Annotated in this window: 17 protein-coding genes; 12 read left to right on the forward strand and 5 right to left on the reverse strand. The window is 43.1% G+C overall.

The window, feature by feature from the left end:
- Window positions 1–432 precede the first annotated feature (432 nt).
- The 7 genes from ACPK8D_RS08920 to ACPK8D_RS08950 all read left to right on the forward strand — a co-directional run bounded on the left by ACPK8D_RS08920 (window position 433) and on the right by ACPK8D_RS08950 (window position 9,209).
- Window positions 433–2,376: a proton-conducting transporter membrane subunit gene (locus ACPK8D_RS08920; RefSeq protein ID WP_424717500.1), complete on the forward strand. Its 1,944-nt coding sequence runs from the start codon at window positions 433–435 to the stop codon at window positions 2,374–2,376.
- Window positions 2,373–3,314: a respiratory chain complex I subunit 1 family protein gene (locus tag ACPK8D_RS08925; RefSeq protein WP_424717501.1), complete on the forward strand. Its 942-nt coding sequence runs from the start codon at window positions 2,373–2,375 to the stop codon at window positions 3,312–3,314. The genes ACPK8D_RS08920 and ACPK8D_RS08925 overlap by 4 nt, the downstream gene beginning before the upstream one ends.
- Window positions 3,311–4,009: a hydrogenase subunit gene (locus ACPK8D_RS08930; RefSeq protein ID WP_424717502.1), complete on the forward strand. Its 699-nt coding sequence runs from the start codon at window positions 3,311–3,313 to the stop codon at window positions 4,007–4,009. Before ACPK8D_RS08925 ends, ACPK8D_RS08930 begins: the two co-directional genes overlap by 4 nt.
- Window positions 4,009–5,487 (forward strand): proton-conducting transporter membrane subunit, encoded by a 1,479-nt coding sequence (locus tag ACPK8D_RS08935; protein WP_424717503.1) that lies wholly within the window; start codon window positions 4,009–4,011, stop codon window positions 5,485–5,487. The genes ACPK8D_RS08930 and ACPK8D_RS08935 overlap by 1 nt, the downstream gene beginning before the upstream one ends.
- An 18-nt stretch (window positions 5,488–5,505) precedes the next feature.
- Window positions 5,506–7,179 carry an NADH-quinone oxidoreductase subunit C gene (locus tag ACPK8D_RS08940; protein WP_424717504.1) on the forward strand — a complete coding sequence of 558 codons (1,674 nt, stop codon included), beginning with the start codon at window positions 5,506–5,508 and terminating at the stop codon, window positions 7,177–7,179.
- Window positions 7,180–7,189: 10 nt separating this feature from the next.
- Entirely contained in the window at window positions 7,190–7,702 is a 513-nt protein-coding gene (locus ACPK8D_RS08945) for an NADH-quinone oxidoreductase subunit B family protein (RefSeq protein ID WP_424717505.1), read from the forward strand.
- A 721-nt stretch (window positions 7,703–8,423) separates the two neighbouring features.
- The gene (locus ACPK8D_RS08950) at window positions 8,424–9,209 is read left to right on the forward strand and encodes a helix-turn-helix transcriptional regulator (RefSeq protein ID WP_424717506.1); all 786 of its coding nucleotides are present in this window, start codon (window positions 8,424–8,426) and stop codon (window positions 9,207–9,209) included.
- A gap of 14 nt (window positions 9,210–9,223) precedes the next feature.
- Here the strand turns inward: ACPK8D_RS08950 and ACPK8D_RS08955 are convergent, their stop codons facing one another.
- The 4 genes from ACPK8D_RS08955 to ACPK8D_RS08970 all read right to left on the reverse strand — a co-directional run bounded on the left by ACPK8D_RS08955 (window position 9,224) and on the right by ACPK8D_RS08970 (window position 17,844).
- Entirely contained in the window at window positions 9,224–9,598 is a 375-nt protein-coding gene (locus tag ACPK8D_RS08955; protein WP_424717507.1) for a response regulator, read from the reverse strand.
- Window positions 9,570–12,644 carry a response regulator gene (locus tag ACPK8D_RS08960; RefSeq protein WP_424717508.1) on the reverse strand — a complete coding sequence of 1,025 codons (3,075 nt, stop codon included), beginning with the start codon at window positions 12,642–12,644 and terminating at the stop codon, window positions 9,570–9,572. The genes ACPK8D_RS08955 and ACPK8D_RS08960 overlap by 29 nt, the downstream gene beginning before the upstream one ends.
- A gap of 589 nt (window positions 12,645–13,233) precedes the next feature.
- Window positions 13,234–14,151, reverse strand: coding sequence for a PstS family phosphate ABC transporter substrate-binding protein (locus ACPK8D_RS08965; RefSeq protein ID WP_424717509.1), 918 nt, complete (start codon window positions 14,149–14,151; stop codon window positions 13,234–13,236).
- Window positions 14,152–14,952: 801 nt separating this feature from the next.
- Window positions 14,953–17,844 carry a cation-translocating P-type ATPase gene (locus tag ACPK8D_RS08970; RefSeq protein ID WP_424717510.1) on the reverse strand — a complete coding sequence of 964 codons (2,892 nt, stop codon included), beginning with the start codon at window positions 17,842–17,844 and terminating at the stop codon, window positions 14,953–14,955.
- 539 nt (window positions 17,845–18,383) lie between these two features.
- Between ACPK8D_RS08970 and mtaA the strand changes: the two genes are divergently transcribed.
- The 3 genes from mtaA to ACPK8D_RS08985 all read left to right on the forward strand — a co-directional run bounded on the left by mtaA (window position 18,384) and on the right by ACPK8D_RS08985 (window position 22,556).
- A complete protein-coding gene (gene mtaA, locus ACPK8D_RS08975) occupies window positions 18,384–19,403 on the forward strand; it encodes a methylcobamide:CoM methyltransferase MtaA (protein ID WP_424717511.1) in 1,020 nt (339 codons plus the stop codon).
- A gap of 297 nt (window positions 19,404–19,700) precedes the next feature.
- The gene (locus ACPK8D_RS08980; protein ID WP_424717512.1) at window positions 19,701–21,320 is read left to right on the forward strand and encodes a methylamine methyltransferase corrinoid protein reductive activase; all 1,620 of its coding nucleotides are present in this window, start codon (window positions 19,701–19,703) and stop codon (window positions 21,318–21,320) included.
- Between the two features lie 81 nt (window positions 21,321–21,401).
- Entirely contained in the window at window positions 21,402–22,556 is a 1,155-nt protein-coding gene (locus ACPK8D_RS08985; RefSeq protein WP_424717513.1) for a GTP-binding protein, read from the forward strand.
- A gap of 119 nt (window positions 22,557–22,675) precedes the next feature.
- Here ACPK8D_RS08985 and ACPK8D_RS08990 read toward each other — a convergent pair whose 3' ends face one another.
- Window positions 22,676–23,449 (reverse strand): helix-turn-helix transcriptional regulator, encoded by a 774-nt coding sequence (locus tag ACPK8D_RS08990; RefSeq protein ID WP_424717514.1) that lies wholly within the window; start codon window positions 23,447–23,449, stop codon window positions 22,676–22,678.
- A gap of 865 nt (window positions 23,450–24,314) precedes the next feature.
- Between ACPK8D_RS08990 and ACPK8D_RS08995 the strand changes: the two genes are divergently transcribed.
- Entirely contained in the window at window positions 24,315–24,980 is a 666-nt protein-coding gene (locus ACPK8D_RS08995) for a GTP-binding protein (RefSeq protein WP_424717515.1), read from the forward strand.
- A gap of 252 nt (window positions 24,981–25,232) precedes the next feature.
- A complete protein-coding gene (locus ACPK8D_RS09000; RefSeq protein ID WP_424717516.1) occupies window positions 25,233–25,526 on the forward strand; it encodes a hypothetical protein in 294 nt (97 codons plus the stop codon).
- Window positions 25,527–25,538 lie beyond the last annotated feature (12 nt).

Genomic DNA, 25,538 nt, shown 5'->3' on the forward strand with positions numbered 1-25,538 from the left:
ATTTAAGATCATTATAAAGGCCTAGAATATATATATTCAGTGATGACGTAAAAAATGCAAATGTGTTACTCGTTCATCAGGAAAAAAAGTTTTTTTATCTACTTTTGAGGCATTCGGTAATTTTCATTTTTCGAGTTTAAGTATAACGAGTGATAGCTATCAACTTTTGCAAAAAAGTTTATAATGTAAACATATATAATGTTAGAGAGTATTAGGCGAAAAGTTTCCGGGATAAAAAACCCTTGAAAATAGAAGTTTACGGTGGAATGTAAATACGAACTATGGAATTACTCTCAATATCTCTTATGAAAAGGACAGTTTCAAAAATTTCCTTTTAAGTGGGACACGAGCTGAAGAGCTTCAATGCCCGGCCTGGAGTGGAATAAAATTTGAAAATTTTATTCCAACTGCGGAGATCGGCTTAAGGAGTGAATGAAGTTGCTCGAAGCTTTCATTTACGGTGCTGTTATAGCCCTTATATCCGGAACTGCCCTGCCTCTCCTGTACCACAGTAAAAATGCACGAAAGGCTTCTTTCGGCCTATCTTTTATTTCTTCAATCCTGCTTCTGGCTTTTGCAGGCACAGTTCTTTACACAGGAAAAGAGCCTGCTTTTCCAGCCTTCGGATTCCTTCCAGGGCTGGACTTTACCCTGGCGGCAGACAGGCTTTCTGCAGGCTTTATTCTGCTTATCGCAGCTGTTGTGCCAGGCGTTTCGATATATTCCGTTGAATATGTGGAACACGCTAAAAGTGAAGCCAGAAAAAACCTCCAGGCAGCCCTTACAAACCTCTTTATCCTGGCTATGCTGATGGTCGTGCTCGCAGGAAACATGGTAGGTTTCCTGGTTTTCTGGGAAATAATGTCCCTGTCTTCCTTAATGCTTGTACTCCACGATTATTCCTCGGAAGAAAACAAAAAAGCAGGGCTCTTCTACTTTATAATGACAAGTCTGAGTACAGCTTTTCTTTTCATGGGTTTTATAAGTCTATTCAGGCTGACCGGCTCTGCCGAATTCGGACAGCTGGATTACCCGGCACACATCCTGACTTTGCCTTTCCTCTGCCTTTTTACCGGTTTCGGGATCAAAGCAGGGCTTGTCCCATTCCATAAATGGCTGCCCTATGCTCATCCTGCAGCCCCTTCAAGCATTTCGGCCCTGATGTCAGGCGTAATGCTGAAGGTTGCAATCTACGGCTTCCTGCGGTTTTTACTCTCAGTCTCCAACCCGGAACTCTGGTGGGGTACGCTAATCCTGATAGCAGGGAGTCTCTCAGCCATACTGGGGGTAATCTACGCCCTTAAGGAGAGCGACATAAAAAGGCTGCTTGCTTACAGCAGCATAGAAAATATCGGTATCGTTTTCATGGGAATTGGTCTGTATCTGATATTTAAACTGGAAGGACTTGAGGCCCTTGCCCTGTTAAGCCTTGTAGGAGCCTGCTTTCACGCTTTTAACCACGCCCTTTTCAAAAGTTTGCTTTTTCTCTGCGCAGGCTCGGTGGTTCACGCTACTGGCACACGGAACATCGAAGCTTTCGGAGGCCTTGTAAAACGTATGCCCCATACCGCCGCTTTTTTCCTGATAGGCTCGATCTCAATTGCCAGCCTTCCTCCAACAAGCGGCTTTGTAAGTGAGCTGATGCTTTTTCAGGCTTATTTCTACTCTTCAGCGCTTCCCGACCCGCTTTTAAAGGTGCTTCTAATTATTACCCTCTCGGTCTTTGCCCTTACCAGTGCGCTTGCAGCAGCGCTTTTTGTAAAGCTTTTCGGAATTACTTTCCTTGCCCTTCCTAGGACGAAATGCGCAAAGGAAGCCGCCGAAGTCCCGAAACCCATGCTGCTCGGAGAAGCTGTACCTGCAGCTCTCTGCATCCTTTCAGGGTTGTTTTCATCCAGGCTTCTGGGTCTTCTCGGCTTTGACCTTGGAATTCCGGACATGCTGCTTCTCGGGTTGATTCTTGCAGCCGCCTGCGGGCTTGTATGGCTTGCAGTTCGCAATTCAGGTCCTTCGAAAAGCCCGAGGATAATCAAAGAAACCTGGGGCTGCGGAATTCTGGCCCAGCATCCCACAATGGAATATAGCTCCGCAGGCTTTTCGGAACCTCTTGTATTCATTTTCAAAAAGATTTACAGGACCGAGATCTCCAGTACCAGGACGTATTCAGATACAAAGGAAAGCATTTTTAAGGACGGGACTGCCAGGATCCACCTTATTAAATTTTTTGAGGAACGTATTTATCTTCCAGTAGCCTATGCAGTCAGCCTGGTCTCTTCCCAGGTCTCCAGAATGCAGAATGGGAAGCTGGATACCTATGTACTTTATGTTTTTATTGTAGTACTTACACTGATGACATTTACGAGGTATTTCGCATGAATGCTTCATTCCTCTTATTCGCCCTGCTGAACACGGGCTTTGTCCTGCTGGTCTCACCGCTCTTTATGAGCCTGATCAGAAAGGTCAAGGCATATGCCCAGGGAAGAAAAGGCCCGAGTCTCCTGCAGAGCTATTTCGATTTGCGCAAGCTAATGCAAAAGGAAGTTGTTTACTCACCCAATTCCTCAGGGATTATGAGGATTACTCCCTATCTCAACCTGGGAGTCCTTCTCCTGGCCACACTGTTTGTCCCGATCGTCTTTATCCCCGATGCTCCTGCAGGAATCGGAAACATAATAGTCTTCCTTTATCTGCTCGCAATAGAGCGTTTTTTTACGGCACTCTGCGGGCTTGATGCGGGAAGCACTTTCGGGGGCATGGGCAGTTCCCGCCTGATGAGTCTCTCGGCTGTGATTGAACCTACAATGATCATAGCTTTTGCTGCACTTGCATACGTATTGAGAACCGTAAACTTCCATGAGATGTTTGCAATAACTGCCGGGTCCGCAATCCCGGAAAGCCCGACCCTGACCCTTATTTCCATTTCCCTTTTTATCATCATTATAGTGGAAACCGGAAGGATTCCCGTGGACAACCCGGCAACACATCTTGAACTTACAATGATAAACGAAGCCATGATTCTGGAGCAGTCCGGGAAAAACCTGGCTTTAATAGAGCTTGCCCATGCCATTAAACAGACAATCCTGATGGCAGTTCTGATAAACATCCTGGCTCCCTGGGGGCTTGCGACCGAGCTTACCTTCACAGGCTTTGTGGTTTCATGCCTCTATTTCCTTGTAAAGGCCTGCTTGCTTGCAGGGGTAATAGGTCTTTTTGAATCTTCCATTGCAAAAATGCGGCTTTTCAGGCTGCCCGGATTCTATATGATGGCATTTTTCTTTTCCGCACTTACCATACTGATGGAGGTGTTTGCATGATATTTTCCTTCCTGGCAGATCCGGCATTCCTCGAAGATATTGTAAGGATCCTCTTTGTCTTTGTGCTGATCACGGCAGCCTTTATCCTTTCCACAAGGAATATTGCTTCGCTACTGACCGTATATGCTGTTCAGTCCCTGCTGCTGGTCCTGATCGCTTCGTCCCTTTACTTTATCGAGGGTAACAGGACATTGCTTGCGATCGCAGCCCTTACACTTGTGAGCAAGGTGCTGTTAATTCCCATCTTTATAAACCTGATAGGGGAAAAAATCAAAATCAGCCGGGACCTGAAGTTTAATTACCTGGAGCCAACAGCATCCCTCCTTGTTAGCATGGGCCTGATCCTGCTTGCTTATGTCTTCCTCTCAGGCTTTTTCAATGAGTTTATTCTGGGCAAGTTATTTTTCATGGGGGCTGTTATAGGCTTATCCCTGACGCTTATGGGTATGCTTGTGATATTCAGCCGCAGAAAAGTAATTACGAAGGTTATAGGATACCTGACAATGGAAAACGGGGTCCTGCTCTTCGGAATCTTTGTTGCGGATCTCCCCTTTATTATAGAAATTCTGATAGTGATAGACCTGATGATCCTTGTACTGTTAATAACTATCCTCGCAATAGGTCTCGATTCCACTAGTGAGGAATACCACCAGCGCCTCCAGACACTCAAAATCTGGTCAGGAGGGGAAGATTAATGATCATATTCGGTTATCTGGCAGCAGGAGCCATAGCTCTTGCCCTTATCCTGCTTTCAAAATCCCACAGGGCAATGAATGCTTTCTGTATTCTGCACACCCTTGCATTTCTTGCAATCGGGCTTTATGCACTGCTCACTACCGCAGTCCCGGCTTTTGAGGCCGGAAGCGAGTATTTCTATGTAGATCATCTCAGTATCTATGAAGTTCTGATTGCAGCCTTATTGTTTTTCCTGGCTTCGGTCTATGCAAACGGTTATGTCGAAAGCCTGATGCAGGCCCAGGAACTGCACCGGAATAACTTGAAAATCTTTTATATGGTTTTTAGCCTCCTGCTTACGACCGCTACCCTGGCTTTCTTTTCGGATAACCTTGCCTTATTCTGGATCTTTGCCGAGCTGACAACAGTTCTTTCAGCCGCGCTTGTGGCTATCCTGTCTGCCAAAGAAAACATCGACGCTGCCATCAAGTATATCTTCATAGCTTCGGGAGCCATGCTTTTTTCATTCATAGGGCTGATTTTTCTATATACACTCTCCGGGGAAGTGCTGGGCAGCGGAACCCTTAACTGGACCGTGCTGATTGAAAATGCAGCCCTTCTGTCTCCTAAAATGCTGACTGCAAGTTTTGTGTTTCTCTTTATCGGTTTTGCAGCAAAATCCGGGATTTTCCCCTTCCATACCTGGCTTCCGGATGCCCACTCAAAAGCCCCTTCAGCAGTAAGCGCCATTTTATCCGGTGTCCTGTTAAATATAGGCATGTATGGAATTCTGCGGATGTACGCGGTTATCAGGCAGACGCAGGCCGAAGATATGGCATCTCAGTTTCTGATGGGTTTCGGGCTAATTACGGTAGCGGTTGCGGTCCTGAATATGCTCTTGCAAAAGAACCTGAAGATGCTGATTGCTTTTTCAAGTGTGGAACATATGGGCATTCTTCTCATCGGAATAGGGGTTGGAACGCCTTTTGCCCTTTTCTGGACACTTTTTTACGTCCTTGCCCACTCGCTGACCAAAGCCTCACTCTTCTTTTCGGCAGGCATTCTGCATAGGCAATACGAAAGCAACCTGATCCAGGACATCAGAGACGTTTTTTCGCTCCAGCCCATTGCAGGCTGGGGATTTGTTATTGGGAGCTTTGCAATCATAGGCATGCCCCCTTTCCCGATCTTTTCGGCCAAACTCTTTATCCTGCTAGAAGCATTCGGGTTTTCGAAACCTCTTGTCTTTGCAGTTCTTCTCCTGCTGGTCATTGCATCAGCTGCATTTGCAAGGTTTTTAATCGAGGCCTTTACCCGGAGTTCGAAAGAGGTTGGGGCCGAAGGGCCAGAAACCCCACTTACTCCGTATGTAGTCAGGAGCGGTATGAAATTCCCAATTTTATCCATTATTTTTATGATTCTGGCACTCGGGGTTTTCTTTCCGGAATTTCTGGAAAAACTGTTGAACGAAATCGTGCATGAGCTTGGATACCTGTAAATCGGAGGCAAAAAGAATATGAATTCAAACAAAAACACAGCAAATTCCCTGATCCCGGCAGGCCCGAAATTAAAAGAGAATTGCCAGATTCCAGTGAATCCTGCGGTTCTGGCAACCCGATATGCTACGGATTTAATAATTGACGTTTCAGGCAAAGAGCCACAAATCAGGAGGGGAAAAAACAATGAATTTTATATTCCCCTGGGAGAAAAAGAGTTTTTAAAAACTGTGCCTGTACTCTCTGAGAAGGGCTTTGTGCTGATAAGCCTGTTCTGCGTCCAGAATTTTGAGGATAGCCACGGTTTTACCCTCTTTTATGTTTTCAGGCTTAAAGGTTTTAGTGATATATTTGCGTTTATGCAGAATGTCAGGAAAGAAACTACATCGATTGCCACGGTTTTCCCGTCCGCCTGCTGGTATGAGCGGGAAATCCGGGATGGATTCGGGATAGAATTTAAGGAGGCTTTTGACAAAAGGAGGCTTTTTTTACATGAGGCATATCCTGAAGGCTTTCACCCTCTCCTGAAATCCTTTAAAAATGGAAAAATCCAAACTGTCCAGAACCCGAAAGAAGCATATCCTTTCAAGCAGATGGAAGGTGAAGGCGTATACCAGATCCCGGTAGGGCCTGTCCATGCAGGAATCATTGAACCTGGCCATTTCAGGTTCAGCGTTATTGGAGAACCCATTTTAAATCTCGAAATCCGGCTCTTTTACAAACACCGAGGAATCGAAAAACTTGCCGAGGGAAAAAAACCCTCTGCCTGTGTCCCTATTGCCGAAGCCATCAGTGGAGACGAAACCGTTGCCAATGCCGTTGCATTTTGCACGGCCATAGAAAAAATTGCTGGAATTGAGGTTCCGCCCAGGGCCAGCTACTTAAGAGCGATTCTCCTGGAGCTTGAACGCATCTACTCACATATGGGCGATCTCTCAGGTATGATTACTGATATAGGATTTCCAAGAATGACAACGCCTTTCGTTATACTCCGTGAAAATCTTTTCAGGCAAAATGAGCTTCTAACAGGCTCCCGGTTTATGAGAGGCGCTATAGATTTGGGAGGCGTAAAAAAGGAGATTTCAGGCGAGGCCCTTTCAAAGCTTGCCCTTTATTTGAAAACGTTTGTACCGCAGTTTGAATCCGCAATTACGGCTGTCCATGCTTCCTCATCCCTTATTGACAGGTTTTCAACGACCGGGATTTTGAAAAAGAAACTGATTACTCCGCTTAATCTTACAGGCCCCATTGCCAGGGCTGCCGGGGCTTCTTATGATGTCCGGCTTGACCATCCCTACGGTATATATAAAGATGAACCTCCTAAAAGAATGACCAAAACCGCAGGAGACGTCCTTTCCCGCTTTGAAGTTAAAGCTGCGGAAGTTCTTAATTCAGCCTCCCTGATACAGAAACTTATAATATCAGTCCCTGACGGCCCGACCGTCGCCGAAGCAACCGGGTTTGCAATTTCGAATATTCCGGACGGGTACTCCCTCTCAATGGTTGAAGCCGCTCGGGGCCAGAACCTGCACTGGGTCTATGTGAGAGGTGGGGTAATTGACCGCTACAAGGTGCGTACCGCATCTTTCTGCAACTGGCAGGCTATAGAACATGCAGTGCTCGGGAATATTGTTCCGGATTTTCCCCTGATCAACAAGAGCCTTAACCTTTCCTATGCAGGAACGGACCTCTGAGGTGAAATGAATGGTAAACCCACTTACGTATGTTTTCCGTTCGAAAGTAACGGAGAAATTTGAGTTTTCCGATACCGAACTTGAAGCTCTCGGCTCCCAATTGAAAGCAGAAGTTAACCAGGTTTTCGGGCACAGCCTTGCAATCCGCGAACTGGATTCAGGCAGCGATAACTCAACAGAAATTGAGATTTCAAACCTGGGAAACCCGCATTACGATGTTGAAAGGTTCGGGATTTCTTTTGTAGCTTCCCCGAGGCATGCTGATGTCCTGCTGGTCACAGGTGCAGTCACCCTGAATATGGCCGAAGCCGTTCTAAAAACTTATGAAGCCATGCCCTTCCCGAAGTTCGTGATCGCAGCAGGAGATGACGCCTGTGATGGCGGGATTTATAAGGGTTCTTATGCCGTACTTGGAGGAGTTGACAAAATCCTGCCTGTGGATATGAAAATCCCTGGAAACCCTCCTTCCCCGAAAGAAATCCTGCGCGGGATCTTTGCCCTGGTAAAAAAGGCCTCAGGATAACCGACCTGATTCCAAAACTTTTTTCTAAAAAGTTTTATCAAAATCTGGGATTTTTCCTTCTAAAACTTTTTTCTTAAAAGTTATCCAATATCGGGTTCAGGTAAGTCTCTTTTTACCTTTTATTGATACATTTCGGAAACCAATAAAGAGAGTGAGAAAATTATAAATAAGAGGAAATATTATTCCGCGTGCGTTGCATCTTACTTCCGGAAATGATGCATTTGAGAACGAAAGTTCGGATGAATTCGTGGGCAGAAACTGGAAATTTACGGAATGCTCCAGAAGGCAGTGTGAAGGCAGCAAAATCCTGCTGCTAGAAAATTCAAAGTCAGAATTTATTAAATTTACCTTTTGGGAGAGAATGAGCTCAAAAAAGGAAAAGCCGTGAGAAAGACCGCTAAGGTCGAAAACGAGCTTGAAAGCGACTTCAGGATAAAAGTCTCGGAATAAAGAAAAGAGAAATAGGTTAAAAGGCCCCTTAAAAAGATAAAACAAAAACAAGGAAAAAGCCAGAAAAAGCATTTAACTTAAAGAAAATAAATGCATTTTGGAAAAAAATATAAAGGATCAATTGAAAAGTAGCGCAATAATGTTGCGAGAAGTTCCTTCGAAGTCCTCTGGAGGAAGAAAGAACCTTTGCCAACTAAGACTGCTTTCTGAAAAGAAATAAAGGAGAATTATCTCTTCTATACTTAAAAATTTCCCGGGGAGATGGAACAAAATGAAAATATCACTTATTGATCTGGCATTTCTTTCAGAAAAAAGGAAGGATGTATTACTCCTGCTGGAAGAGGGGCCTAAAACTGGAGATGAAATAAAAACAGCCCTAAACGTCAACTCTACATCGATAATGCCCCAGATCAAAAAATTAAAAGAAGGACGCCTGATAGTACAGGATGATAGAAATACCTATAAGCTCTCGGAGATGGGAGAGATAGTAGTCGAAAAGATGGAGCCTCTGCTTAATACCGTAAGGGTTTTTGAGGAGAACTACGATTACTGGACAAACCATGACTTTACCGCAATTCCCGAGTCCCTCCTTAACAGGATTGATGAGTTGGGGAACTATTTCATGCTTGAAGCCGACCTTAACAGGCTTTTTGAAGTACCTGAAGATTTTAAAAATAATCTCCTGGAGTCAAGGCACGTAAAAATGTTCCTTTCATATTTCAATCCTCTTCATGTTGAAATGTACTCGGAACTTGCAAGAAAAGGAGCTGAAATATGTCTTATCCTGACAGAACCCGTTTATGACAGGATGAAAAAGGATTACTATGAGGATCTGAAATCTCTTGTGGAATCAGAAAATGTTCAGATTTACATCTGTGACAAAAACGTAACCCTCAAAAATGTAGTGACAGAGCGTTTCTGCTCGCTTGTGCTTTTCGACAAAAAAGGAAAGTTCGACCATCAGCGCCTTATGAGCTTTGACGAGAGTGCACTCAAATGGTGCGAAGAACTATTTTTGCACTATAAAGACCTGTCCACACTGCTGGAGAAATTATAACTACCTTTACGAAGTCAGGATGAGTCTTCTTCCAGATATTTATCTATCAGAGCCCTGAATCTGTGGATATCTATGGGTTTGGAGACATAGTCCACGCAGCCCATTTCTATGAAATGTTCTTCACTGCCTTTCATAGCATGGGCCGTAACCGCTATCACAGGGATATCCGCAGTAGAAAGATTTTTCTTAATTCGATCGAGAACCTCAAGCCCGTCCATCTTCGGAAGCTGCATATCCAGCAGAATAATATCGAATTTTTTCTCAGCAAGGCGCTCAAGAGCCTTTATCCCATCCTCGGCTTTAGTTACATTATGTCCATAGAATTCCAGAAGGTCCAGAATCAGTTCCATATTCATGGGATTATCTTCGACAATCAGGATTTTCTTCATCATTACGCCTCTTCAGCATAGCTAATTGTTTTATCCTATTAATTAACTCTTTTCTTCCGAAAGTGCCTTTTTTCATGATAGAAATAAAATGCCCTTTCAGCTCACTGTTCAATTCTTCGAGATTCTTCTCAGTAAGCTCGCCGGAAGTACATACAATAAGAGGAATATCTTTTGTGCGTACATCGGCCCTCAGGCTGGATATAACATCAAATCCGCTGATTTCCGGCATCATGAGGTCAAGAATCAGGATATCGGGTTGCTGCTCTGAGAAAAGCTTTTGCAAGCCTTCTCTCCCGCTGTAAGCTTTGATAACTTCAAAGCCCTCGGGCTCAATCATTGAGCTCAGCAGTTCTACAGTGTTCTCATCGTCATCTACGATAAGAACTTTAGGATATTCAAACCGGAGCTTCCCGGTAATTTCTTCGAGAGAAGTTACCAGTTCAATTCTTTTTATCGGCTTTGTAAAGGAGTATGTTGCTCCAAGGGCAATTCCAAGCTCGTTATTATTGGTCATGGAAATAATAAGTACCGGTATAGAAGCCGTATGAGGGTCATTTTTTAGCTGCCTCAGAACAAGCCAGCCATTAGTGTCAGGCAGGAAGACATCCAGGGTAATGATGTCGGGTTTCAGGTTCTTTGCAACCTTCAAAACACTTTTTCCACTATAAAGGAGAGCTACACTATACCCGGCATCCTTAAGGATAACGGAGAGGAGTTCGCTAGAACCTTTGTCATCGTCAACTACCAGAACAAGCTGCTGCTTAGTATCTCCCTTTACAGGTAGATAGACTTCGGGCAGCTCCAGTTCTTCCTGCAAATCCTCAAGATTTTCTTTTACTGAAAGTGCTGCTGCTTTGTTCATCTCGAATTCTATGATTACATCTTCGAGTCCCATCTCGCTGGCTTTCCTGCGCTCTAACGGTTTCCTGAGAGGAACTGCAAAGGTAAAGTTACTGCCCTTACCAGGATCGCTCTCAACCCAGATATCTCCCTGATGTAAGTTCACAATTTTCTTGACAAGAGCAAGTCCAAGCCCTGTGCCACAATACTGCCTGGTTGCTGAAGCATCGATCTGGGTAAAAGGCTGGAAAAGCTTTACCTGGTCTTCAGCAGAAATGCCTATACCGGTATCTATGACTGAAATAAGTGCCTGGTCTCCGCTTTTTTTGCAATAGATCGAGATTTTTCCACCGTTTGGGGTAAATTTGATTGCATTGCTTACAAGGTTGTAAAGGATCTGAATTAGGCGGCCTCTGTCGGCTTCAAGCGTCGTAAAGTCGGATTCTACATTAAAAGTGACTTCAAGAACTTTTACCTGCGCAAGAGGAGAGAGAACAGCTTTAACTTCCTCAAAAATGGAATTGATTGAAAATTCACTGTAGTGGAGGTCCATTCTCCCGGCTTCTACTTTTGAGAGATCAAGGATATCGTTAATAAGTACCAGCAAATGCTTCCCACTGGTAGAGATATTGCTTACGTATCTGAATTGCTTTTCATTAAGCTCCCCAAAAACCCTCTCAAGGAGAATATCCGAAAATCCTATAATGGAATTCAGAGGTGTTCGCAACTCATGACTCATATTTGCGAGAAATTCACTCTTGGAATTATTGGCTCCCTCAGCTTCCAGTTTTGCCTGAAGTAATTTTTCTTCCGAGCGCCTGTGTGCGGTGATATCGAGACCTGTTTTAAGAACCCCGGTAATCCTACCATTCTCATTCTTTATAGGAATCGCACTGACAGTCCAGATCTTCCCATCCTGTGTAACTACTTCCCCGAACTCTTTATTTCCGGACTCCAGTACTTTCAGTACAGGAGACTTGCCCGGATTCTCTTTATATAAAATATACATATCTTGATAACGCTGCCCGATAACGTCATCAAGTTTCCTGCCCGTGTGGTCAAGAGCTGCTTTATTCAACCAGATTATTCTCAGTTCGGAATCCATAAAGACTACGAGTTCAGTGAGAGAGTCCAGAATTACCTTTTTTTCATGTTCCTGGTTTTTAAATTCATCAGAAGTCATTCTCAGGCGGTCAAGCGTCTGATTTATTCCTTCGGACAACCTTGAGAGTTCATCATTCCCGTCAATAGGAAATCGTTCGGAGAAATTCTTATTTATTCTTACCTTTTCTACGAAATTATTAATTGCAACTATTCGGGATACTACTTCCCTGTCAAGAAGAAATTTACAGCTAGCCCCAATCATAAGGCCTGCGAACAAAAGGAAAAACACCATGTATCGGAGAGACTTCTGGCCCTCGGCATAGATATTGCTGGCTGCATCAGTCCGGATTACAATAGTCGGATTTCCGGAAATGTCTCTAAGAACGGAATAGCCGGTAACCCGGTCTCCGGTTGCGGCATATATGAAATTCGGATTTTTACTTTCAAAAAGGGCCTGCCGAAAATCAGGTGGCATATTGTAAAAACTGTAAAGAGTAACCTTACTTCCTGTACTTTCCTGGACGGATTCGAGGAAACTTGAATCAAGTTTTTTTCCAAGGATGATTGTACCTGAGATTTCTTTATTCCCGGGTGCAGCCACCACAGGCTGATTGGAAATGACTGCAGGGCCGTTTTCCAGCAGGAATAACCCTTTTAAAGGAATTTCAGTCTCCTTACAGAGTAAACTCCCGTCACCTATCCCCTGATATACTTCGGGAAGAGTGGAAGCATTAGTAGAAACCCCCGAATCCGAAAATTCGGAATATACGATATATCCTGAACTATTCACCAGAAAAATAAAGTCACACCCACTGACAGAAAAGATGTCATCGAATGCAGTTTCACTGAAACTCTGAGGATGCTGATTGAATATTAAACTCCTGACATCCTGTCTTGAAGAAAGAGCAGAATTGATTTCCTCAAGATACAGAACCTGAAAATCAATTATGTTCTCTACCTTTTCTACATTGTCAGTTGCCTCTTTTTCCTGCAAATCGGAAAAACTGGAATAGAGAATACTCTGGGATGCAAAAATAACAACTGAAATGAGAAGGGCAAAGATGATATAGATAATAACAAGGATCTTTCTACTAACGTTCATAGTTTAAGCTCGATGATGGGCTTCGGGTTAATTAAGCCTGTAGGCAGGTCTGGGTCGGGATCTGCAGGGAAGTTTATAAGATAATACTAACAGATAAAATTAAATTGGAATCTATATAAAAGTTTTCTACAAGCAGTCCGACAATGTAACTTCCTTTATTTAAAGAGAGATACAGGTTTCTTTTTCCCGAATAAAGGCTTTCAGAGTAGATCAGGTGAAAAAAAGCTTAAACGACAAGTATGAACATAAGCGATCCTGTTCATGAAAAAAAGCAGGAAATAACTCAGATCTTAAACTGGATACTATTAATCCATTTACCAGAACCTTAAAAATAAATTTAGAAGTTCAACTTACCCATATTCTGTACCAGAATTTGCCTGAAAAAACCTGGAAAAGTATTTCTTTAAGAAGGTTATGTTTTTAAAAACAAGTAAGAATTTCGGAATGAAAAAGAGAAGTAAGAGCTAAAAAGACGTATAAGGAAAAAGCTGGCAGCCATAAAGGCGCTTACAAAGAAAAAACGGACTCTATTGCTTTTTCCTTATATTTTTTGTTGAACAGATTATTTCTTTAAGCTAATTTCCCACTTTTATTTCTGTATAGGGAAATATCCGACTTCACTGACCAGGTTCTGGCCCTTCTCACTCATTACGAAATCAACAAATTCCTTTGTAAGGCCTGTGGGTTCCCCATTAGTATAGAAGTAGAGAGGCCTGGAGAGCGGGTATGCGCCACTTAGAATATTTTCAGGAGTTGGAGCTTCAGGGCCGTTTCCTGCGTCCAGGTTCAGGGCCTTTACGCTTTCATCGAGATATGCAACCCCGATGTATCCGATTGCACTGGGATTCTGGGAGACTTCGCCCACAATTCCACCTGTAGCAGCCTGAGTAAGGGCGTCAGGTCGGTATTCATCTTCAAGCAGAACAGCTTCCTGGAAGTATTCGTAAGTGCCTGAACTGCTGTCTCTGGAGATTATAGTAATGGGTGCATCAGTTCCACCGATATCTTTCCAGTTGCTAATGCTCCCATTGTAGATGCCGCGCAGCTGGTCAAAAGTAAGTTCAGTCACAGGATTACTGGGGTTTACGACTACAGAAATCCCATCATAAGCAATGGTATGTTCTGTGGGATTGATTCCGTTTGCCTGAGCAGCCTTAATTTCATCAGCTTTCATTTCTCTGGATGCGGTAGCAATGTCTACTTCACCGTCAATGAGCGCTGCAATTCCAACCCCGGATCCGCCTCCGGTGACTGTTACGCTTTGCTCAGGATTTTCAATCATGAATTCTTCAGCTTCAGTCTGTGCAAGAGGAAGAACCGTATCAGAGCCCTTCAGAGAGATTTCCTGTGCTTCGGTTGCAGTAGCTTCCTCTGCAGGAGTACCCTCGGAAGAATTTTCCTGAACAGGAGAGGATGCTTCACTATTTTTTTCAGCACATCCACCCAAAAACACGAATCCTATCACCATTAATGTAAGGATTGCATAGAATTTCAATTTGTTTACCATGTTAAAGTTACTCCTAAAATAACTGTTAGAGATCTCCGAGAAACCCCAACGTTTAGCTGGGTGTTTATAAAGGGAAGTATAAACGATTCATTGAAATCAGAGGTTTATCGAAATTCTTGCTAACAGGTTAATTATCTATGTTTATTCAACTTATTCCCGTACAGAGAACAATAAAAGAAGAGAAGTATATAAGAATTTTCCATACATTATATAGAGAAGAAAATACCATATAGGAACATAGAATTGAGTAATATAATAAATATGTACTATAAGAAATATAGATAAAAAAGCAAATAATTTAATAAAAAATTAAGTAAGATCTTCCAGAATCTATAGACAATCCAAAGAATCAAAAAGATTATTCCTGGAATTAAGAGTATAACCAGGACTTTTTCTCTAAAAAAGTGTTTATTGTCTAATGATTTAATAAAAAACTTTGTTTTTGTCCCTGGAAATTATTTCGGAGCCAGAAAAGAGTTTAATATTTTAAAAATATTCAATTCATAAGTAATTACTGTGTCCGCACTCGATTTCATAGGTTCGGGATTGAATGCAACAACTCAGGGATAAAAAGCTTCAAAAAATTAAAATTAAAGTATTTTACCTTCCAAACGTCAGATAAATTGTTAATCTGCTGTGTTTTTGCCTGAAAAATACTGAAAGAGATTTAATTTAGAGAACAATAATTATTAATCTCCAGATAAATTATTTACTTATTCTTACCTGATTTTGGTTTGACATCTGGAAGTCTGTTGCTCAATTTTTATTTGCCACATAAGGAATCTGGTTTCCCGACTTGAATTACCATTTAAGAAATCTGGTTGCCCAGCCTACATTCTTTCTCAGCAGGTATTTTCTTAACTCATCGATTCCAAGCAGTAAAATTGCAAAAGGAACGGCAAACAGTAAATACCTGAGGTCCAGAGGGGAAGTATTGAAAATAAGATTTGCGGACGGATTCCAGATAATAAATGCCAGAATCAGGAGCTCACTTGCAATTCCTACCAGAACCATGGGATTGCTGAACAGACCCGCTGTAAAAACTGACTGGCACCGGGTTCGCGAGGTAAAAACATTCGCTATCTGACAGATTACCACTGCTGAAAAGAAAGCAGTTATTGACTGCATATAAAGGGGATTGTTGTTTGCAAGCTGCTCGCCAAAACTCCAGCCTCCTTCAAAAAGTACGGCAAAATAGCAGAAGAAGCCTGCAAGAGCTTCTACAGGACCTTTTACCGCATAAGCCGTAAAGAGCAGCTGGGGTGTTAACAGCTTTTCTTCTCTCGCTCTGGGAGGTCTTTTCATAATATCCCCTTCCGCTTTTTCCTTTCCCAGAGCAATTGCAGGCAGCATATCCGTGCCCAGATCAATTGCCAGGATAAGCTGTACGGGCATGGGAAGGGGCAGGGCAAAGAGAACAAAGGCTATGAAAGGCAGGATCTCAGGAATATTGCTGGCAAGGATATACACAATGAATTTCTTAATATTATCAAAAACGGTCCTGCCCTCCTCGACAGCATTTACAATCGTAGCGAAATTGTCATCGAGAAGTACCATATCCGCAGCTTCGCGAGCCACATCCGTGCCGCTGCCCATCGCGACTCCCATATCCGCATTCTTGATTGCAGGAGCATCGTTGACCCCGTCGCCTGTCATGGTCACGATCTCCCCCTCGGCCTGGAAAAGCTGTACGATTTTTAGCTTCTGTACAGGAGAAGTACGTGCAAAGACAATGCTTGGATTTTTCAATCTTGAAGCAAGCTCGGTACGTGAGAGTATATTCAGTTCGTCTCCGGTAATAATCTCAAGGTTTCCTGAGTCTGAAAGTCCCACATCCTTTGCAATTGATTCCGCAGTGACAGGATGATCCCCGGTGATCATAACAACCTTGATCCCGGCGGCGTGGCATTTTGCAATAGCACCTCTGGCCTCAGGACGCGGAGGGTCTACAATTCCTATAAATCCCAGGAAAATAAAGTCCTCGGTGTACTCCCTTAGATCTTCTCCCTGCCTGTACGCGAGGGCAATCACACGTTCTCCTTTTCCTGCAAGCCTCAGGTGTCGGTCAAGAAGTTCTTTTTGTTCAGCTTCACCCATAGTCTTAGTTCCTCCTGAAACCAGGGCTGAACTGCACATTTTCACAACTACTTCCGGGGCCCCCTTGAGATAGACTTCAAGTTTTTCCTCAGGAGTGCGGCAGATAACTTCCATTCTTTTCGTAAGCGAATCAAAGGGAAACTCTTCTAGCCTTGGATAATCATTCTGAAGTTTTTTTATATTTTCAAGGTTATTTGCAAAAACAAGAAGGGCCCCCTCGGTCGGATCACCGGTATACCCTGGAGGGGACTCATAAAGCTTTGCATTATTACAGAGCCCTGCAACTCTTATGAAAACAGATGGTAATTTTTCAGGGTCCCATACAGGCTTTTTTATAATACAAAATCCTTGTACTCCTGAATCTTCAGCTTTTTCTTCAACAGCTTTGTCTTTACTGGTAACAGCTTTCTGCGTACCCGTAACCGTTTTAGTTATACTTTCTTCTGCCTCCTGCCCTGTATTCCTTTTTTTAGAGCTGAGAGGGTTCTCGAGAAGGAGACACTCAAAACCTACCATGATGGAGTTTACTGCCATTCTGTTCTGGGTCAGGGTACCGGTCTTGTCCGTACAGATAACCGTTGTAGAGCCCAGAGTTTCTACTGATTCAAGTTGTTTTATAAGGGCATTCCTTGATGCCATTCTTCTGGAGGCAAGGCTAAGGGAAAGAGTAACTGTAGGTAAAAGCCCTTCGGGCACATTGGCGACGATAATTCCGATTGCAAAGATCAGGCTTGCAAGAAAGACATCCTGAAGAAGGAAAGCAAGTATAAAAAAGGTTATTCCAAGGGAAATTGCAATTGCAGATATAACCTTTATGAAATGATTGAGCTCTTTTCGGATAGGAGTATCCACGCCTAAAGTCTGTTCTGTAAGTGTTGCAAGGCTTCCGATCTGGGTATTCTGTCCCGTTCCGAAAATGACAGCTTTTCCATTCCCACTCTGTACCAGAGTTCCTGAAAAAACCATGTTCCTGCACTCCAGCATGTTTGGATGAGTGCATTCAAGAGACCGAAGCTGAGGTTCGGATTCGCCGGTAATAGCCGAGTTGTCCACTTTCAGAGTATTGGTTTCAATCAAACGCCCATCAGCAGGAACTTTGTCTCCTTCCTCAAGAAGAATAATATCCCCTACCACAAGCTCCGATGCCAGAACGCCCCTTACCTTTCCTTCCCTCAGAACCCTGGCATGGGGTGGAAGAAGCTGCCGAAAGCTTTCCATTGTTTTCGCAGCCTGGTATTCCTGAATAAATGTAAAGGTTCCGTTAATAACTACGACACCTGCGAGAGCAATTCCTATATACAGGTTTCCCTGCCCGGGATCAAGATATTCTCCGACGAAAGCCAGAAGAGATCCCACAGTCAACAGTATGGAGAAAAAATTTCGGAATTGCCTGAGATACTTCTTTATTATGCTCTCTTTGCCTGTTTCTTCGAGAATATTGGCTCCACACTCTTTGAGCCTGCGAGCAGCTTCCTGCTCGCTCAGCCCGTTTTCATCAACCTCTAATTTTTGAAGAAATTCTTTAAGTGGAATACTGTGTTCGTTCCCCTGGGGAGAACATATCTTGCCGTTGCTACCAGTCAGATTCTTCCCCATTGAATCCCCTGTTTGATTCAATGTAATTCAAGAATAAGAAGCTTGACATGCGTACCGAAAACTATCTCTAAATATAAAATAAGATCGGAAATGATACTGGTGCATTACCAGGTCAGACCTCATGCACTAGCAGGATGGGGTAAAAAGCCTGAGCAAACTGATTCGCGTAAAAATCGAACAATAGGGTCAAAAATTATGACCGTATTTATTAAAGAAACGGCAAAAAAAAATTCTTGACAAATAGCTTTTATAAGTTGTTAACTAAAAAAATGCCGCATTCTAACGCAATCGTAAGGAGCCTGAGAATTGTTTTTACTACCGTGGTTCTCATTCTGCTCGGGAGGGGCGGAAAGGAAATTCAGGGTATTGTTGATTTCCCAGGCGAAACTTGTGATTTTTAATTGCGTTTCAAAACTCTGGATTCCAGTCCAGAGCATGAAACACTTTGGATTGAAAAGGTCTATATAATATTGTCAAGTAGACAATGAAATTGTAATAAAAATAAATGTAAATCGATAAATTAAAAAAAAGGTATGACTATGAGCGAATTTACACTCAAAACGAGACTCTTAGCTGCCCTTGAAGGCAAGCCCGTTGACAAAGTACCTGTTTGCTCCGTGACCCAGACCGGGATTGTAGAACTCATGGATGAAGTAGGAGCCCCATGGCCCGAAGCCCACACCAACCCCGAACTTATGGCAAAGCTCGCAATCGCCAACTATGAACTCAGCGGACTCGAAGCTGTAAGGCTTCCTTACTGTCTTACCGTTCTTGTTGAAGCCATGGGCTGTGAAATTAACATGGGTACCAAGAACAGACAGCCATCTGTTACTGCTCACCCCTATCCCAAGGACCTTGAAGGTGCATCCATTCCAGCAGATCTCCTGCAGAAAGGTAGAATTCCTGTTGTACTCGAAGCTATAAAGATAGTCAGGGAAAAAGTGGGTCCTGACGTGCCGATTATCGGCGGTATGGAAGGTCCGGTTACAGTCGCCTCTGACCTGGTAAGTGTAAAATCCTTCATGAAATGGTCCATTAAAAAGACTGATCTCTTCCAGCAGGCTCTTGACCTTGCCACTGAAGCTTCAATCATGTACGCAAATGCAATGGTCGAAGCAGGCGCAGACGTTATTGCCATTGCGGACCCTGTAGCTTCCCCTGACCTCATGAGCCCTGACTCTTTCAGGCAGTTCCTCCAGGCAAGACTGCAGAAGTTCTCCTCAAGTGTGAACTCCATAACCATCCTCCACATCTGCGGAAACGTTAACCCGATTCTCAGTGACATGGCAAACTGCGGCTTTGAAGGTCTCAGCGTTGAAGAAAAAATAGGCAGCGTAAAGAAGGGTAAGGGAGTAATCGGAGACAGAGCAAGATTAGTAGGGAATGTTTCCAGTCCTTTCACTCTGCTGCCTGGACCTATTGACAAGATAAAAGCTGAAGCAAAAGAAGCTCTTGAAGGCGGAATCGATGTACTCGCACCGGGCTGTGGTATTGCACCCATGACCCCCCTCGAGAACATAAAAGCGATGGTCGCAGCAAGAGACGAGTACTACGCCTGAAAAGGCACGAAAATTTCTTTATTTTTTTTTCACGGGCACATTCCGGAACTCTAAAACCTTTAGAGCATCCGGGTATTGTGTTCCGCTTTATATTTTCTTAGTTTTGGCAGAAGGAGTGAGTACTCCAGAGCCAGGCCCTTTCAGGCTGAGCTGAGGAGAACCGGTCCGGAAAAAATGACTCAGTATAAATAGCTTAATAGCTTATTCAGTATAAGACTTATTTAAATTTATTAAACTCAGAATATGTCTGAAACATACTGGTTGAGTAATCTTAAACTTTTTGGAGGAGGTTAAGATATGAGAACAGGAGTTGCAATTGACCTGGGAACCAGCGGTTTTAGGGCCCAGAAAATTGACCTGGAAAGTGGCGAGATCAAGAAAACTGTCATAACGCTGCGGAATCCCCTTCCCGGAGCAAACGTGATGGACCATCTTGACTTTGCAATCCATTACGGGCTTGACAAAGCCCACGGGCTCTCGGCGACAGCAGTAAAAAATATTCTGGCCGAACTGGAAGTAAACCTGGCGGAAATGGAAAAATTTTCAATCTGCGGAAACCCTATCCAGCTTTCCATATTTCAGGGAATTCCAATTGAAGACCTGGCATACGCCGGAGAGCGTAAAAAGCAAAAATATCACATTGAAGAGCAGAACAGGGATGCCCGTATAAGACCTATGGCCGAGATTGAGGGATTCGAAGAAGCCGTAAACTGCAAACTGTTTGTACCCCCGGCAATTAAACACGAAGTTGGAGCCGATGCGCTTGCGCTTATTGTAAAGGCTGGCATGATTGAAAGTAGTGAGATCGCGATTGCAACGGACTACGGAACAAATGCCGAAATGGCTCTCAAAGCAAACGGCATTATATATACCGGCTCGGCTGCCGCAGGTCCTGCTCTCGAAGGCCAGGAGATAGAGGATGGGTCCATTGCTTCCCCCCACACAATCTGCGACGTTGAATTTGAGGGAGAAAACCTGCGCTGCTATGTACTCGACCGGGATATGAAGACTACCAGGGCAGATCTTATAAATCCTAAAACCGGAGAGGTTGTAGAAAAGGGAGAACTCACTGCAAAAGGCATCACAGGTACCGGAGTTATTGCGCTTATAGAAACAGGCATGAGAAATAAATTAATTGTGCTGCCAAAGATTCAGACTCCGGACGGCATTATCCACCTCCAGGACGGAATAAAATTCACAAATAAAGACCTTATTGCAGCCGGGAGAGCTATAGGGGCAATCAGGGCCGGACATATTACTCTCTGTGCAGCTGCAGGCATAGAGATGGAAGAACTGCAGACAGCTCACATGTCAGGAGCTGCAGGCACTTATATGGACGCTGCAAAAGCCCATAAGGTAGGAATGATCCCTTACAATGCAAGTTATGTCTCCCAGATAGGAAATACCTCCCTGACCGTTGCCAGGGAAATTCTGCTTTCTGAAGACAGGCTCTGGGAACTGCAGGCAATTGCAAAGGAAATAGTGGGCACCCATGTAATGTTTGCAACCTCCGAGGCTTTTAAGGAAGCTTATCTGCTGGAACTTGCTTTCTGGAATGAAGGTATGGCTTTCAAGATGCTTCAGAAATTCCTGAAGAAGAAAAAACTTCCTATGATCGGTGAGCCTTCTGCCATTCTCAAAATTGACCGCCAGGTTGAAAGAGATATCCCCGAACTCGGAGAAGAAGGGCTTGAAGTGCTTGAAAGGGTTGGGACTTACCTTACAATGGTAATTGAGGAGTGTGAAGGTTGCCATAAGTGTGTAAAGGTCTGCCCTACCGGAGCCCTGAGAATGGAAGAGAACGGGCTTGTAAAAATAAGGACTGACCTCTGTGATGGCGCAAATTGCCAGCGCTGTCTGCATGCCTGCCCTGATGACAGGTTTAAATGGGAAAATCTGACAGTCGCAGGAAAATAAAAAGGGTAAGCTTATTGAGAGTAAAAAACGAATAAAGGAAAAATAAGTAATAAGCAAAATGACACGAAGGGAGGAAAAAACGTGCAGGTCATTGTAGTGGGGGGCTTTTTGGGAAGCGGGAAAACCACCACCATCATCAATATGGGCAAATACCTGGCAGAGAAAGGGAAAAAAGTTGCCATTATCGTGAATGAGATAGGGGAAATCGGGATTGACGGAGACGTGATAAAGAGGTTCGGATTCGATACGAAAGAGATCACAAGCGGATGTATCTGCTGTTCTCTGAAAGTCGGGTTAAGGGCAACCGTTACCCTTCTTGCAAAGGAATATAACCCTGACATCCTGATGATCGAACCCACAGGCATAGCCTTCCCGCACATAATAAGGGACGAAATCGAACTCATGAACCTGGGCGAGCAGGTAAATGTCGCTCCCCTTGTGACCCTGATTGACGGTAGCCGTTTCAAGCACCTTATGAAAGAAGTAAAAGAATTTGCAATGAGGCAGATTATTGATGCGGAAATTCTCGGGATAAACAAGATAGACCTGATAGAGCCTATCCGACTTCCGATCCTTGAAGCATCGGTGCAGCAGCTGAATCCGAGTGCCAGAGTAGTCATGCTTTCAGGAAAGGATACGGGCGAAAAATTCGAAAATTTCATGCGGATAGTGCTCCCCGATCTTGAAGAAGTATCCGAAAGAGTCCCGAGAGCTAAAGTAACAGGAGAAGGTGAACTTTTTGCTCCGGAGGAGACCGAAAGTTCGATTGAAGCCTCAAAAGTCGGCAGTTATGCCGCAGAATTTGCAGTTGAAAACGAAAATCTTAGCACTGAGGCTGCCAGGGAATTAACGACCGAACTGATAAACACAATAAAGGCAAAGGTGCTGAAACTAAACCCTGAATTCGTAGGGCACATCAAACTCTTCCTGGACAATGGGTTAGAAACCGTGAAACAGAGTGTTACTATATACTATGAGGAGCCCCAAGAAGATGTAATCAAATCAAAGGAAGGAGCTGCCCCTACACTTAAAATCCTTTCAGCAATCTCAAACGTTGAGAAGGGAGCCGTTAAAGACGCTGTGAACGATTCGGTACAGGAAGTCTTTGAGAGAAAGAAAGTAAAAGTGAATAAACCCGAGCCTGACCACACCCACGAACACAGGCACCATGAGAATGATAATCATGGAGATCGGGGGCATATACAGAAGATTTCGAACATTAAAAGAAAAGATTAAGTTGACGAGTGGGACTGAGATGAATAAACACGTGAGGAAAAATTTACTTTCCTCAAATATTTTTTAGTCGATCTTCGGTTTTTAATTGATCTTTGTAGTTTTAATTAACCTTCATTGTTTTAATTGATCTTCATGGAACGGTCTATATAATACTGAGCCAGTTCATTGCCCCACTCTATGGCACTCGGAGTAAAACTTGTGATCTTCCTGTGATCGAATTCCCCTTCTTTTCCGAAAAGTTTCAGCATCAAGAAATTATCTGTAACCATAAAGGAAGAGGGCCTTATTTTGCCGGAGTATATATAAAGCGATACATTGTTTTCAAGCAACACATTGTATTCTTCTTCAAAGTCGTTCTTAAATCTGTTATATACTTTTTCATCGAGCATAAGTTGTACTTCGGCCCCATTTTCCGCACAGGAGGCATGGATCGAGGGGCAATCAGGACAGAAGTAGGAGTAAAAGGATTTTATAGTTTTTGAACCATTTAGCCTGTCACGCAAATACCCTGGAAACTCGAAAATGTGGTCAAGATTAGGTTCGTCCAGGTTACATTTTTCCAGCATATCAATTTTCTTAATCAGGTGTTTGGGAATAGGAGCCCTGTCATGCTTTGACCAGTAGTCCTTGTTTCCATCAAAAACGTCAAGAACGGATTTAAGAGGGAGCATTTTCTCAACGATTACTGCTCCTATATCCGAAAGTTGGTAGACACTTCCCCTCTGAACTATCATATCCATATCTTTCAGTTTTTTAATCTGAGGCATTAGAGCACAGGAGTTTACGTTAAGAACCTCTTTTATCTCGTTAATATCCATCGGCCCGTTAGCTAACTGAACAAGAAGATTTTTTCTTTTTTCAGAGAAAAAAATCAGGTCTATAAGGGAACTCATGTTTATCAGCTTCCAATTACTCATATATTGTCTAAACCGGAACAAATTCGCCAGAATTTGCCCTAAAACCCATCACAATTATGGAGCAGCATAGTTTCAGCCTTTAGTCAAGAGATGATGAAATAAAAAGCGTTTCTATCAATCGATGCGTATCGCGCTAATCAATATTAGAAACAATAAGATTTATTCTTGTTTATTCGGGCCTGCTCAGAGATATATATCCGTGTATCAATTGATAAAACATCCTCGTCTTAAAGACAGGGAATAATTTTCAACCAGAACTAGATTAATATTGTGAAGATTATATTTAATTTATGATAATACATAATATATATTGTGAAGATTATATTTAAAGTATATTGAAAAGAGAACTCATTTATTGATTTGCACCGAATTTATAAATCCTATTGACCTGCAAGCAGGATCGAGCTCTTCAAAACTCTGGATTTCAGGACTATGGATTCCTGTATTAAATATGCAAGTCAAGCCTTCAAATTTTCAATGCCCTTCAATATTTAATGACTTCTTTTTTTTAGCCTGCGGTGTTTTGTTATCCCTCCTGTATTATTGAAAATGCAATATGTTGGAAAATTCAGGCAAGCATGAAATTTCAGGAAAAGCTTATTTTTAAAGGGAGAAAATATTGCACCTCAATAGAAAAACACCATCGGTTAAGCTATATACAATTGAGAGTATCCTAATTGATAATCATAGAGTCAAAAGGAGTAAGAGTTCTGAAGATAAATCCAAAAAAATTCCTTAAATGCTGGTGGCAGTGTCTCTCCGTTTTCAGCACCCTCTAGAGACACTGTCATTACCCAGAAGTGATTCGGACTCTTGCATAACTTATGGAAGGTGTAGAGGTATGAAATGTATATTAATCGGAGGTTTCCCGGGAAGCGGGAAAACCACACTGATAAGAAAACTTGTTGAACACCTGGGAAAACAGAGGCAGAAAGTGGCAGTTATCGTTAACGATATAGGAGAAATAGGGAACGATGGAAATATGATCCCGAAAGGGGAGGTTGAAACCAGGGAAATTACAAGCGGCTGTGTCTACTGTACCCTGAAAATCAGCATGGAATACACCCTGAGAAACCTCATTGCATCTTACAATCCGGACACTATTATAATAGAACCCACGGGAATAGCTTTTCCTAGACAAATAAAAAAAAATATTGAGAATATGGGAATCCTGGGAATAACTTTTGCCCCGATCGTGAATCTTGTGGATGCTGACCGCCTGAGCCGGGAAACAGGCGAACTACAGAACTTCATGAAAAGCCAGATAGGTGAGGCTGAGATCCTGGGCATCAATAAAGTAGAACTTATAAATAACCGTGAAGAACTCCTGGAAATCTGCCTGTTCCTGCGCAAATTAAACCCTGAAGCAAGAATCATCCATTTTTCGGCCCGGCAGGGAGGAGAAAATCTTGATAAATTGCTCGGACTGCTGGAAGAAACCAGAGGGAGAAAAATGACTCTGGAAATGAAAAACTCAATTCAAATGTCTGGGGTTTCGGCTTATTAATCTTAGTTTGAAATCGCTTCACAGAAGACCTCATCAGAACAGCGATTTCTGTTTCCGAGTAGATTCTGGAAAGCATAAGAATTAAGACAGAAGGGCTGAACTCCGAATTCATTGGTCAAATTAAGCCTTCTTTCAGGTGTCAGGAAACTCTTGTAAAGGGAAGTGTAACTTCTGCGAAAAAAATCCCTAAAATGAAGTCCATAGAAAAGAAGGAGAATCTCAGTCAAGAGTAAAGGTACTTTCTGCGGTAACGTGCTTGCCCCAGATGGGTTTATTAAAGCTCTCAATAAGCAGACAACTGAAGAAAAAGCGGCTTTCCTTTTGAAAAGTGAGAAGTGGCAGTCCAGGGCATACCCAGGTAACAATAGTTTCTTAAGCGAAACAACTCTGGGAGGAAGGAAGTTTCCGGCTCAGGACAGTCATGACCTGACACACAAAAACTATATATACCATAAAATGGTCATCGGCCCTTGCCCGCAAGATAACCTCACAAATAGAGAAGTAAGGTACTCTTCCAGCCATTCGGAAGAACCTGGCTTTGGGTGAGCAGTAAAATTT

It is taken from the genome of Methanosarcina sp. (assembly GCF_049706645.1).
In the GTDB taxonomy this organism is placed as follows: Archaea; Halobacteriota; Methanosarcinia; order Methanosarcinales; family Methanosarcinaceae; genus Methanosarcina.

Coding starts and splice junctions, on each gene's coding strand:
- ACPK8D_RS08920 (WP_424717500.1), top strand. CDS start 433: ATGAAGTTGCTCGAAGCTTTCATTTACGGTGCTGTTATAGCCCTTATA.
- ACPK8D_RS08925 (WP_424717501.1), top strand. CDS start 2,373: ATGAATGCTTCATTCCTCTTATTCGCCCTGCTGAACACGGGCTTTGTC.
- ACPK8D_RS08930 (WP_424717502.1), top strand. CDS start 3,311: ATGATATTTTCCTTCCTGGCAGATCCGGCATTCCTCGAAGATATTGTA.
- ACPK8D_RS08935 (WP_424717503.1), top strand. CDS start 4,009: ATGATCATATTCGGTTATCTGGCAGCAGGAGCCATAGCTCTTGCCCTT.
- ACPK8D_RS08940 (WP_424717504.1), top strand. CDS start 5,506: ATGAATTCAAACAAAAACACAGCAAATTCCCTGATCCCGGCAGGCCCG.
- ACPK8D_RS08945 (WP_424717505.1), top strand. CDS start 7,190: ATGGTAAACCCACTTACGTATGTTTTCCGTTCGAAAGTAACGGAGAAA.
- ACPK8D_RS08950 (WP_424717506.1), top strand. CDS start 8,424: ATGAAAATATCACTTATTGATCTGGCATTTCTTTCAGAAAAAAGGAAG.
- ACPK8D_RS08955 (WP_424717507.1), bottom strand. CDS start 9,598: ATGAAGAAAATCCTGATTGTCGAAGATAATCCCATGAATATGGAACTG.
- ACPK8D_RS08960 (WP_424717508.1), bottom strand. CDS start 12,644: ATGAACGTTAGTAGAAAGATCCTTGTTATTATCTATATCATCTTTGCC.
- ACPK8D_RS08965 (WP_424717509.1), bottom strand. CDS start 14,151: ATGGTAAACAAATTGAAATTCTATGCAATCCTTACATTAATGGTGATA.
- ACPK8D_RS08970 (WP_424717510.1), bottom strand. CDS start 17,844: ATGGGGAAGAATCTGACTGGTAGCAACGGCAAGATATGTTCTCCCCAG.
- mtaA (WP_424717511.1), top strand. CDS start 18,384: ATGAGCGAATTTACACTCAAAACGAGACTCTTAGCTGCCCTTGAAGGC.
- ACPK8D_RS08980 (WP_424717512.1), top strand. CDS start 19,701: ATGAGAACAGGAGTTGCAATTGACCTGGGAACCAGCGGTTTTAGGGCC.
- ACPK8D_RS08990 (WP_424717514.1), bottom strand. CDS start 23,449: ATGAGTTCCCTTATAGACCTGATTTTTTTCTCTGAAAAAAGAAAAAAT.
- ACPK8D_RS08995 (WP_424717515.1), top strand. CDS start 24,315: ATGAAATGTATATTAATCGGAGGTTTCCCGGGAAGCGGGAAAACCACA.